At 40.6% G+C, this 12,316-nt stretch carries 10 protein-coding genes and 1 tRNA gene; 2 read left to right on the top strand and 9 right to left on the bottom strand.

Annotated elements, in window-relative coordinates; translation table 11 throughout:
• Window positions 1–66: 66 nt before the first annotated feature.
• From I4641_RS03320 to I4641_RS03300, 5 genes are all read right to left on the bottom strand, one after another.
• A complete protein-coding gene (locus I4641_RS03320; protein WP_229639042.1) occupies window positions 67–477 on the bottom strand; it encodes an MAPEG family protein in 411 nt (136 codons plus the stop codon).
• A gap of 32 nt (window positions 478–509) precedes the next feature.
• Window positions 510–1,031 carry a DNA recombination-mediator protein A gene (locus I4641_RS03315; RefSeq protein WP_229639041.1) on the bottom strand — a complete coding sequence of 174 codons (522 nt, stop codon included), beginning with the start codon at window positions 1,029–1,031 and terminating at the stop codon, window positions 510–512.
• 103 nt (window positions 1,032–1,134) lie between these two features.
• The gene (locus tag I4641_RS03310) at window positions 1,135–3,456 is read right to left on the bottom strand and encodes a M48 family metallopeptidase (RefSeq protein ID WP_229639040.1); all 2,322 of its coding nucleotides are present in this window, start codon (window positions 3,454–3,456) and stop codon (window positions 1,135–1,137) included.
• Between the two features lie 306 nt (window positions 3,457–3,762).
• A complete protein-coding gene (locus I4641_RS03305) occupies window positions 3,763–4,641 on the bottom strand; it encodes an SDR family oxidoreductase (RefSeq protein WP_229639039.1) in 879 nt (292 codons plus the stop codon).
• Window positions 4,642–4,699: 58 nt separating this feature from the next.
• On the bottom strand, window positions 4,700–5,224 hold the full coding sequence (locus tag I4641_RS03300; protein ID WP_229639038.1) for a GNAT family N-acetyltransferase: 525 nt from the start codon (window positions 5,222–5,224) through the stop codon (window positions 4,700–4,702).
• 220 nt (window positions 5,225–5,444) lie between these two features.
• On the opposite strand from I4641_RS03300, the gene I4641_RS03295 reads away from it, so the two are divergent.
• Window positions 5,445–6,239, top strand: coding sequence for an alpha/beta fold hydrolase (locus I4641_RS03295; protein WP_229639037.1), 795 nt, complete (start codon window positions 5,445–5,447; stop codon window positions 6,237–6,239).
• 49 nt (window positions 6,240–6,288) lie between these two features.
• Here the strand turns inward: I4641_RS03295 and gcvP are convergent, their stop codons facing one another.
• From gcvP to I4641_RS03280, 3 genes are all read right to left on the bottom strand, one after another.
• Complete coding sequence (gene gcvP, locus I4641_RS03290) at window positions 6,289–9,216, bottom strand: aminomethyl-transferring glycine dehydrogenase (protein WP_229639036.1); 2,928 nt, start codon at window positions 9,214–9,216, stop codon at window positions 6,289–6,291.
• Window positions 9,217–9,399: 183 nt separating this feature from the next.
• A complete protein-coding gene (gcvH, locus tag I4641_RS03285; protein WP_229639035.1) occupies window positions 9,400–9,801 on the bottom strand; it encodes a glycine cleavage system protein GcvH in 402 nt (133 codons plus the stop codon).
• Between the two features lie 93 nt (window positions 9,802–9,894).
• Window positions 9,895–10,869 (bottom strand): phytanoyl-CoA dioxygenase family protein, encoded by a 975-nt coding sequence (locus tag I4641_RS03280; RefSeq protein WP_229639034.1) that lies wholly within the window; start codon window positions 10,867–10,869, stop codon window positions 9,895–9,897.
• 111 nt (window positions 10,870–10,980) lie between these two features.
• Between I4641_RS03280 and I4641_RS03275 the strand changes: the two genes are divergently transcribed.
• Entirely contained in the window at window positions 10,981–11,709 is a 729-nt protein-coding gene (locus I4641_RS03275; protein WP_229639033.1) for a class I SAM-dependent methyltransferase, read from the top strand.
• A gap of 211 nt (window positions 11,710–11,920) precedes the next feature.
• On the opposite strand, the gene I4641_RS03270 is transcribed toward I4641_RS03275, so the two are convergent.
• Window positions 11,921–11,994, bottom strand: a tRNA-Asp gene (locus I4641_RS03270).
• Window positions 11,995–12,316 lie beyond the last annotated feature (322 nt).

Genomic DNA, 12,316 nt, shown 5'->3' with positions numbered 1-12,316 from the left:
TTATAAGTCAAGATAGCCCGATCGCGCCGAAAATAAGGCGGAAACGATCGGGTTTCCTGATCGTAACTAGTGACTAATTTGCAAAATACTCAAACCAAATAAAGTCCAAGCAGAAAGAGAACCGATCGCAAACATGAGAGATCGCCCGACAGGAATATTAGCAATATAAAACACAGAATAAAACAGGCGAGCCACTAAAAAAGCGATCGCGGCATTCCTCCCCCAGTCTGAATCCACCCCCGTTGCATAAGCCATCAGTGCAGCTAAGCCATAAATTGTCAGGGCTTCAAAGCTATTCTGGTGCGCCCAGGTAGCCCTTTGGGCATAAGGGGGTAATTTATCGAACATCGCTCTCGGGGCAGATTGGTCGTATCCTGCTTGCAAACGCCCCCAACCAACTACCAAAAAAGGCGCGTACACTAAAATTACTGCCCCCACCACCGAACAGAGCAGTATTATATCAACAGATAATTTCATGTGCTTATTTAATGGGTGTTAATTATCGTTATTCAATCAAAATAAAACAGAGTGACTATTTTGCGTAAATCTTCCGCTTCATGACAGGTTTTTAATAAAGTATTGCTGTCATGAAAAGCAAAACAAATTAGTTGATCGCAGCGAGCAACAATTTCGCTATTACACATAGCACTAGCTTCGCCCAAAGAAAGATTATCGTTTTTGGAGTTTTCAATTAGATGAATTACGTTTTCCAATTGACTGCGGGACTCCTTGGGTTGACGAGATAAACTTTGAGGTAAAATTACCGTCAGCAGGTTAGAATCGGCACGCATTGCACCTTTTATTGCTGCTGAATTAGTGCCGATAGCTCCAGAGGTAAGCAAGCGATTTCCCCCTAAAACTAAGGCATAGCTCATCATCTCGATTAGCTGTTGGTGCATAATCGGTACGTGGCGAGAACCTAGTAACGCAATTCTCTTAGAACCAGTTTGCTGAATCGCAGCTAGTTCTTGAGTCAATGTATCGAGACTGGGATCGCTTAGAGTTACAGTATCTAATGGTTGTTGGCTCAATTAATATATCTATCTTGTCAATATTATTTTCACGCCGACAATTGTAACAAAAGATTGTCAACTAAAGCGATAGCTTGTGGTAAAACTTTATTCTTGCCCCTCATTATTGACTCAAAGTCGCTACAGCTATCGGAACAGAAGCGATAATCGTTCCTGCTACAACCAATCTCAAGATTTGTGGGACTAAACCATCTGCGGTTTGGAATCTATCCCACCAACCCAAGCGAGTTTGTCTTTTTCGTTCTTTACCTGGCAACAAAACAGAATATTGTTCTGGTGTTTGGGAAGGATCGGGGGCTGTTTCTAATGTTTCTGATTGACGATAGGCATTAGATAGCATTTCCTCTGCTTTTAATAATTGTTCTAATGCTTCTAGTTTTAATGCAGAAAGAGCATTGATAGTTACCCCAAACCAGTTATGAATTATATTCATCCACTGATTGATATTTTGTCTGTCGGGACTAACAAGCTCAAATGAGCCTAATATTTCTCCCCAAGTAAGATTGTCAAAGGCTTGAGATAGATTGGCATCGATTTTAACTAAACTACTTTGTTCGTATACCAAAGCCAAAACCTGATAAACCTCCGTGGCAGCCACTAACAAACGTTGCAATTCTTTTCCGCTAACATTGCCGTCTGCGGTAATCACTCCCACCACATTATCTAAATACCCCAGAGCATCTCTTAAATTGGCTTCTGTATGGTCTGTATAGTGCAAAATCTCTAGCAAACCAACTAAATATTGTTCCCAACCACGACCCATCTTAACGGCAATCCTACGGTGAGTAGTTCGACAAAGGCGATCGTGGAATAGAATTCTTTCCTTGACTGCTCTCAACTCCACATTGACTTGGGCAATGGTCGAAGGTAGATCTAGACGAGAAATAGTTTTTCCTCGATGTCTGATGACACCTTCAGGAGCTTTGACATATCCTTCTTGCAAAGCTCTTAGAGATGCTTTCTCACTTTCTAAAACTCTGAGTTTTTCTAAATCGTCAACTAATGATTCGGGATATAGAGAGGCTAGATCTTGTTCTAGATTGCGATTTTTATGGGACGATTCGTACAACTCTGGAGTACTAGCTGCATGACCCACTATAGAACGACCCAAGTAATTGCCTTGATAGAGGGGATTTAAGTAGAGACGACTGTATTGGTGATCGAATTGTTCGAGAGAATCTTGGATATTGACCGACTTAGCATCATTAGAAGGAGACGCACCATCAAGTAGGTTTTTGGTCATTTTTAGTCGTATTTGTTTAGAATTGGCGAATAAATCCCAAGTAGAGCGATTGTCACAAGCATTAGCAACATAAATTCGCTTGGCGTTGTTTTCGCGATCGACATTGGAAGGATGAGTCGACCACATACGGGGAGATTCGGCGATCGCAGCTTGAAATACACGGTGATTTTCTGGTTCTAGATCTGGTAACTTAGGTGCTTGACCGTATTCTTGATCGTTCAGAATTTCTCTCATTTTGTTGATGGAATGGTTTTGAATCGTAAACAAATCCGTCACCAGGCGATTATTTCTCATCTCCGAACTAGCAAAACTCAAGGTGCGATCCCAAGCATCATCCGCTGCATGAATGCGATGTAAAGCATGGACTAAAGCATCGCTACCCGTGAGGGATACTGCGACTAAATCTGCCTGAAATTCCATTTCTCTCGACAGTGCGCGCTGCGCCAAAAGTAACCAGCGAAATGCTGTTTCTAACAAAGAACGAATCGACCAAACAATTAAGGATAAGAGCCAGCCAATCCAAGCAATTCGTATATCGACGCGAGACAAAACTCTCAAGAATTTATCTAAAGCATCTCGTTCGTGGATAATGTGAGAAGCGATTTGTTGGGCAATATAAACCCAACGACCTACCGCCATCGAACGTTGAGCAAAGTGACCAAATTCGTGGGCTAAAACTGCCTTAAATTCTCCCAAAGTCAAAATATTGACCAACCCCAAACCTATTTCTAAGTTTTTCTTAGAGGTGAAAAATAAATTTAAAATGGAAACATCATAAAAAACGGCAGCATTAACTCTTGGAGATAAAAAGACTCGGTGAGGTCGCGGTGCTTGAGCTTCATCTGCAAGGCGATAGATGAATTCAAATAGTCGGGGTTCATCTTTGGCTGTAATTTCAATATCTTTAGATTCGGAACTATGCCTAACTCGCAGCAATGGTTTTACCATAAACACCGCCAGAAAACTGGATAAAACTCCAATAAACATTCCTTCAAACTCCACATTAGGAGTGGTGAATAATCGATAAGCCGTCCAAATAAACCAAGAGGTTAAAGTGAAGTATAAGGTGACAAATAGTGACAGCCCCACCATTGCTAATATGGCTCGCTGTTTGTAGCTCTTTCTGGGTTTTCGTAGATTTGGAGGAACATCTATTGGGCTAGCAGGATAAATATTTTCCATGATGACTTTTGTGATTTGCTTTGGCGTTAGTTACTTAAATTCGAGCGAAACTAATAGGTTGTAAATTAAATAATTTTCGATCGCTCCATAATTTCAACTTACCCAGATAGCTAAGTAAGTAATAAGTAGTAAATAATCATTCCTGACTCTTTTTTAAGACAGTATTCTAAAATTACGATGGTTTTGACAAAATTAAGCAGATACGATTGAGGATTGTCAAAATAAAAGCCAAGTTCGATTGAATCGAACTTGACCTATTTTTAATGCGATCGCATTAATTGATTAATTAATTTCAAAACTCCGAGACTAACTTTGTCCTACATAACGACGCAGAAAGCTTTCTAGAGATTCCATCTCGATCGCAAAAGTCGATTCTAAGCGAAATATTTCTTCTGGAGTACAGTAAAATTCATGGGCTAAAAGAGTCCTTAATGTACCCAAAGACTTATTTAGTTGGGGATTAATTAAACCGACTCCCGCTCTCAAACCGTCAAATAGTTGTAGGGGTGGATTGATGACAATTGGTTCGCGATCGAATAAACGAGAGAAAATACGAGGAATATCTTCTCTTTTGAGACTATCGGGTCCACCTACGGCAAATATTTGATTTTTTGCTGCTTCAATTTGGCAAGAAGCGATCGCAATTGTGGCAAGATCGTCAGTACTGACGATTGAGGAACGATTTTTTTGTTCGCCAATAGATAAATATATTCCCGTGTCTCGAAACCTTTCTGCTAGAGGAATAAGATTATTAGCAAATCCTGAAGGACGCAGAATTGTATAGCTCAAACCGCTATTGATTAAATACTTTTCTACTTCTCGTTTTGCTTTGAAAGTCACAGAATCTTCGTAACCGCGATCTACGCCCAAAACCGAAATAAACACAAAATGTTCTACATTATTAGCGATCGCCTGATCGATCAGATCGATATTAGCTCGATAGTCTAGAGCTTGAGGGTCATTGCCCGATCCATGGCTGCTGATAATATAGTTTATATCGCGACAAGCTTTCTCAATATCTCTTTCTTGCTTTAAGTCACCAATAAAAATATCTGCACCCCGATCTGACAATTCGCCAAATTTTGAAGATAAACGCACAAAGGCTCTTGTTAGCTGGTCATCACTCCTCAATTGTTTGACAATTCTTCTACCTAACGATCCCGTAGCACCAGTTACTAAATACATTGCAATTCCTATTCAGTTATTAGTTATCAGTTATCAGTTGTCAGTTGCTTTGTGCTAATTAGTCTGGATACCAGAACATCCCTTTAATACCTTCGGGGTCGAGAATAAAACCAAGTCGCTGATAAAAATCGATTACTTGAGGGTCGGCAAAAAGAGTAATATTGCTGATATCTTCGCTGCGTAATTGAGTAATAGCATATTTCATCATTGCTTTGCCCAAACCTCGACCTTGAAAAGTAGGGTCTACTACAACATCCCAAATAGTGGCGTTAAAAGCGTGGTCGGAGGTAGCACGAGCAAAACCAATTAAACGACGTTTTTTATTTTTAACTTCCCACATCGAAACCACCAAAAAACTATGATTGATAGCTTTTTTGACTTTTTTTAGAGGACGGCGAGCCCAGCCAACGCGATCGCAGAGTTCCTCAAGTTCGTATAGATCTAGTTCTCTATCGGTACTAAATACTATTTGAGGCAGATCGCTATTGTCGCTGTCTGAGTTTAATAACCCATTACCAGCCTCAGTAGTTTCTGATGTTGCTACTGTATCTGAATTACTGAACAGTTTTTTCCAAAACACCATGCGGATATGGCTTTATTGATTGGTGATTTTAACAGGATATATTTATATATCTTAGTTATATTAGTCTATTTTCTGACCCAAAAGCATTTTATACTAAATCCAAAGGCTTCTAAAAGCTCTGAAAGATGATGATACGATAAAAAAATGCCATCCATTAGTATATCGGAAATACCTCATTTTTATGAGCTAACCCCCCCCCGCTGCCAACCCCAAGCTTCCTGTGTTAGTATTCGTTCATGGCTGGCTTTTAAGCCGTAATTATTGGCAACCTGTGGTGCAATTATTGCAGTCGGAATATCAATGTCTGATCTACGATGCCCGAGGTTTTGGTGACTCTAGGATTACAAAAATTAGTCAAAATGACCGCAAATCTAAAAACTATAGTCTCAATGCCTACGCCCAGGATTTGAAAGAGCTACTACAAAATTTGGAAATTGAACGGGCTTGGATAATTGGACACTCTTTAGGTGGTAGCGTTGCTTTGTGGACCGCAGATATCTGTCCTGAAATTATCGAAGGAGTAATTGGTCTTAATGCAGGCGGCGGGATTTATTTAAAAGAGGAATTTGAACGCTTTCGGAATGCAGGTCGACAATTAGTAAAATTTCGTCCTGACTGGTTGCGTTATATACCATTTTTGAGCGTGTTTTTTTCCCGCATGATGGTAGCGCGACCGTTAGATTTAAAGTGGGGTCGTCAAAGAATTATTGACTTTATTCAGGCTGATGGAGAAGCAGCATTGGGTGCATTGTTAGAATCAACTACCGAAGCAGAAGTACACTTATTACCCCAATTAGTATCGCGACTAAAACAACCAGTTTACTTCATTGCAGGAGAAAAAGATAAAGTGATGGAAATAAAATATGTCAATCATTTGGCTAGTTTCCACTACCTGTTTTCCAATCAAGATAGTAATGTATTCGCTATACCCGACTGCGGTCATTTAGCCATGGTGGAAGCCCCAGGAGAAGTTGCGGAGATTATTTCAGGGGTTTTAGGGAGAAATGGGGCGTAAGAAGAGACAAGGCATGCTTTGTCTCCACAGTCTCCAAGTCCTCAGCTACCTAATCCTGATATGCTTCCATCCCCACACAAGAACAGACTAAGTTGCGATCGCCGTAAGCATTATTGATTCTACCTACAGGAGTCCAAAATTTATGTTCTTTAGTCCAGGGGGCGGGATAGGCTGCTTGTTCGCGAGTATAAGGACGATTCCAGTCGCCACAGATTAGGGATTCGGCAGTGTGGGGGGCGTTTTTCAAAGGATTGTTGTCTTTGTCTATCTCCCCATGGGCGATCGCTTTTGCTTCTCTGTAGATAGCTAACATTGCTTCACAATAGCGGTCTAGTTGCTCTTTTGATTCGCTTTCCGTAGGCTCGATCATTACCGTACCAATTACAGGCCAAGATACCGTAGGGGCGTGAAATCCAAAATCCATAAGTCGCTTGGCTACGTCATCCACTTCCACTCTCGCTTCTTTTTTTAGCGGACGTAAATCGATAATACATTCGTGGGCGACAAAACCAGATTCTCCTTTAAACAATACCGAGTAATTAGGTTCGAGACGTTTTGCCATGTAGTTAGCATTGAGAATCGCTACCTGAGTCGCCCGAGTTAAGCCCTCTGTCCCCATCATAGCGATATACATCCAAGAAATAACCAAAATACTAGCACTACCCCAAGGTGCAGCAGAAATTGCTCCTATCGGGCTAGCATCTTGGGGTGTGGTGGGAGTTGCAGGAAGAAACGGCACTAAATGAGGCATGACTCCAATGGGTCCAACGCCTGGACCGCCACCACCGTGGGGAATACAAAAGGTTTTGTGTAAGTTGAGGTGACAGACATCCGCGCCAAAATCTCCTGGGCGACACAGACCTACTTGGGCATTCATATTTGCCCCATCCATATATACTTGTCCGCCACATTGATGGACAACTGCGCAAATACTTTTAATTCCCGCCTCAAATACTCCATGAGTGGAGGGATAAGTCACCATTAAGGCAGCTAAATGATCTTGATGCTTTTCTGCTTTTACTTGCAAATCTTTGAGGTCGATGTTGCCATCGCGATCGCATTTTACAGCAACTACCTTCATCCCACACATTACCGCACTAGCGGGATTTGTTCCGTGGGCTGATTCGGGAATTAGACAGATATGACGGTGAGATTCTCCTCTAGATTGATGATATTGACGAATTACCTGTAGCCCCGCATACTCTCCTTGAGAACCTGCATTGGGTTGTAGGGAAATACCAGCAAAACCCGTAATCTCTCCCAACCATTCTTCGAGTTCTTGGAATAGCTGCTGATAGCCTTGCGCTTGTTCTAAAGGGGCGAAAGGATGAATGTTACCAAATTCTGCCCAAGTTACGGGAATCATTTCGGCTGTGGCGTTCAACTTCATGGTACAAGAACCCAAGGGAATCATCGAAGTTGTCAGGGACAAGTCCTTGGTTTCTAGTTGGTGGAGATAGCGCAATAATTCTGTTTCGGAATGGTAGCGATTGAATACTTTTTCGGTTAAATAGTCACTAGTGCGTAGATACTCGGTTTTGAGGTTTGATGATTGGTGGTTGAGTAATTCTGCCACTTCAAAAGGCAATTCCAGATTACCTGCAAAGATTTGCCAGAGAAGAATCACATCTTCTTGACTGGTAGTTTCATCTAAAGAGATGCCGAGGGCGCGATCGTCTAACCAACGTAAATTAATTTTATTATCCGCAGCAATCTCGATTAAATCTATCGCCTTTTTATCCCCTGTTTCGACCCGAATAGTATCAAAAAAATCTGGGGATGCAATACTATATCCTAGCTGTTGTAAACCTGCTGCCAAAGCTGCTGTAAGCTGATGAACCCGCAGGGCGATCGCTTTTATGCCCGATCTACCGTGATACACTCCATACATGGAAGCTATTACCGCTAATAAAACCTGCGCGGTACAAATATTACTGGTAGCTTTTTCTCTTCTAATATGTTGCTCTCTAGTTTGGAGGGCTAGACGCAAAGCAGGTTTCCCCGTAGCATCTTGAGAAACTCCCACAATTCTTCCTGGTACTTGTCTTTGGTATTTTTCTTTAGTAGCAAAATAAGCTGCATGAGGCCCTCCATAACCCAAGGGTACGCCAAACCTTTGAGTACTTCCTACGGCAATATCTGCCCCAAATTCCCCAGGGGGAGTTAATAAAGCCAAGCTGAGAATATCTGCTGCTACGGTGGCGAGGGCTTTTGCTTCGTGGACGCGATCGATAAACTGACTATAATCTCGAACTGTACCTTCTGTAGTGGGATACTGTAGCAATGCGCCAAATATTGGTGTAGAAAAATTAAACAAATTATAGTCACCGACAATTACTTCTATTTTTAGAGGTAAAGCGCGGGTTTTAATTACTTCAATGGTTTGAGGATGACAACCTGCATCCACAAAAAAAGCATTGGCTTTAGTTTTACACAAGCCATAACTCATGCTCATCGCTTCTGCTGCTGCCGTACCTTCATCTAATAGGGAAGAATTGGCGATTTCCAAGCCTGTTAGCTCGATAATCATAGTTTGGAAGTTGAGCAAGGCTTCTAGTCTTCCCTGGGCAATTTCTGCTTGATAGGGAGTATAAGAGGTATACCAACCAGGGTTTTCTAAGACGTTTCGTAAAATTACAGGAGGAGTTATACAGTTGTGATAACCCATGCCAATAAAAGAGCGATAAACTTGGTTTTGAGATGCGATCGCTTTCAATTTTGCCAAAGCTGCTGATTCGCTTAAAGCTGGGGGCAAATTTAAGGGCTGAATCAGACGAATTGCAGGGGGAATAGTCTTATTGATTAGTTCGTCTAAACTAGCTAATCCCAAAACTTGCAGCATTTCTTGTATTTCCTGCTCGTTTGTTCCAATATGTCGCTCGGCAAACAAAGATGTATTCTCTCTAGGTGGGCTTGTACTAATATTCTTGTTAACTTTTGCAGTTTGGGACTCTACAGCCGAGTTCAGATTAACCATGTTAATAAAAAATATTACTTGGGTTTAAGTAAAAAAATAGTGGCGCACCGCTTTAAATATTGACGCAACCACTTGGTTTATATATTTGTAATAAAGGTTAACAAATTTGTTCGGTAAAAGAAACTATTATCACCAAATTAATCTTATCAACAGTTTCAAAGCACTATCTCCCCGTTGGTTCAATTATTCTCCATCCATTCCTTCAACTTGAGCGCGATATTCCGCAGCCGAGAGAACATCATCTAGTTCCTCGTCGGGATTGTCTAGCCTAACTTTGATCAACCAGCCTTCACCATAAGGATCTTCTGCTAAAGTTTCAGGTGCATCTATGGCTGTTTCGTTGCGCTCAATGACTGTTCCTGATACTGGAGGGTTGAGATCTTCTACTGCTTTGACTGATTCAATTGTGCCTAATGTTTCTCCTACTTCGATGGCATCTCCTACTTCTGGAAGCTCCAGAAAAACCACGTCACCCAACTGATCGAGAGCAAAAGCACTAACTCCAATTGTGGCAATTTCTCCATCAAAACGCACGTATTCGTGAGTATCTAGGTATTTTAAATCTTCTGGATAGTCTATCTCCATTTTTATCACCTTAATCGCGAGTAGAATATAGTTTACAACAAGGATTAGAAATTCTGTGCGTTTTACCTGCTGTAGTTTTTCAGTAAATTAAAATTAGCTGTGAACATGAGAAATGCTAGATGCCAAATCGTGGTAGCAAATGCAGCCTGCGGCAAAATAATGACAAACTAAAGCGTTGCGAGAAAGCTGCATGTTTTTTCTAGGAGAGCCTCCATGAATTAGGTTTGAGTGCCAAATCAAAACATCTCCTTTTTTTGCATGAAAATATTTAGGCTCAAGTTGATGGGATTTAATGATTTTTTGCAATTGGGGTTCGTATTTCTCATGATAGGGGATATAACCCCCTCGCTCGAATTCATCAGTGCTAATTTCGGCTTCTTGACTAAGAAAATGGGGAATGCGATGGCTTTTGGGATAATAAACCAAGGGACCAGAATCAGGATCGATATCTTCAAAAGTCGTCCAGGTTGCAGCCAAATAATCCATGGGATAGGTGGTCATGTGGATGGCATCAGAATGTTCTAGTTGTTGAGAACCGTTATGCCCTGTAATGGTTTGGAATGGTAAGCATTTTGCCCCCAATAACATACTAATAATATTAGTCATTCGGCGATCGCGGAGTAATTGTTCGATTTGCTTAACCTGAAAATGGGTGTTGAGATTTCTCCCAGGTAAGCCATTAACCACACAAGCTTCTTCTGGCTTAATCTTACCATCGGCGATCGCCCGTTCGTATTCTGTCCAAGCACTGTCTAAAGTAGCTCGATCAAACAAACCTGGGATGATTACATAGCCATTTTCGCTCCATTTATAGCAAAGTTCTCCTTCTTCTGGAGAGAGGGTTTTGTTAGCGACTAGTTTTTTGACTAGTTCGGCTGCATCTGGGCGATCTAACCAGGGAGTAGGTTCGTTTTGGGGAAAGTTTTCGCGGCGGAAAACCGAAATATTTTGGATATCGACAGAATTTTGGGGAATTACAGGAGTGTCGGGGTGAAAAGTACCTGAATTGGATTTTGAATTACTGGTGTTTGATTTTAAAGATTTAAAACGGTTGAATAACTTAAACATCAAAATTAGATCGAGAGCAGTATTAGGTTAATTCCTGTGTATCATGATACTTTAACTCTGAATTCCTGCTTATTGTCTGGATTAGCTAATTAATTTTCTAACACGATCAATATGAACAAACCTGATTATCTTAAAAGTTATACCCAAAAAGTACAAGATTTACAGCAAGAATACGATGAAGACGAGGCTCTATCTTTAGCAATTGGAGGCAACTTTGAAGCGGGAGGCTTATTAGAATATTATTTGCTCAGACAACTGGGATTACAACGAGGAGATACGGTTATCGACGTAGGTTGTGGTAGTGGAAGATTGGCTTTTCAACTCAAAGAATATTTAACGGGTTCTTATGTTGGCATAGATGTTATTCCTGAATTATTTAACTATGCTCGAAAAGTTACCAAAAGAGCAGATTGGAAGTTTTATCAAGCACCAGGATTGACTATCCCCGAACCAGATAATTCAGCAGATTTTGTCTGTTTCTTTTCAGTCTTAACTCATCTGCTTCACGAACAAAGTTACAAATATTTAGCAGAAGCAAAACGAGTACTCAAACCAGGAGGAAAGCTGGTTTTCTCGTTTTTAGAATTTTATATTCCTTCTCATTGGGCGGTTTTTCAAGGTTCTTTAAACGATCTCAACCCCGATAGCGTTCTTAACCAATTTATTAGTCGAGATGGCATCAAATCCTGGGCGCAATATTTAGAACTTTCGATCTTGGAAATATTTGATGGAGATAAGCCTCATATTGATATCCTCGAAGGTGTTGTCACCTGGGACAACGGTGCAGAAATGTCGGTCAAAGGTAATTTAGGACAATCAATATGTATATTGACCAAATAGCGATCAATTTAACTATTTTTAACGAAAATGTGAAATCTTTATCTAGAAGCGGAATAAGACCCGCAACCCAAACGTGATTTTAGGATACTCCTACCTACTCCGTGAGCTAGGAGTAGTTCATGTAGAAGTAATCTATTTCATCAAATCTATTTCATCAGTTCCCTAGTTGATGAACTACTTAAACAACAAAAATGTAGTAGTTAAAAATATACGGGACTGACGGGACTCGAACCCGCGACCTCCTGCGTGACAGGCAGGCATTCTAACCAGCTGAACTACAGTCCCTTTCATATTTATCAAAGACGCATTTCACTGAATCTTTGTTTGCCACGAAATACATATTAACATATAAAATTGCCACCGCAACTATGAAAATGACTTTTCCGTGCAAAAACTAGAAAAACATCAAAATTCAATTGAAATTTAGAGATAGGAAACATATAATTAGGAGGTTTTCAGTAATTCTTAAGAAGAAATTAAAATACACACAAGATTTTTTTGTCTTGATTACCAATGTGTAAATCAAGTCCAATTATTGATAGAATGGCTAAATCAATAAGATTGCGATCATTAAAATTTAAAATGTTCTGAAAATCACTACATAGAT

Source organism: Waterburya agarophytonicola KI4 (assembly GCF_020640915.1).
Classification (GTDB): Bacteria; Cyanobacteriota; Cyanobacteriia; order Cyanobacteriales; family Xenococcaceae; genus Waterburya; species Waterburya agarophytonicola.
This window is presented reverse-complemented; position numbering and strand designations above follow the sequence as displayed.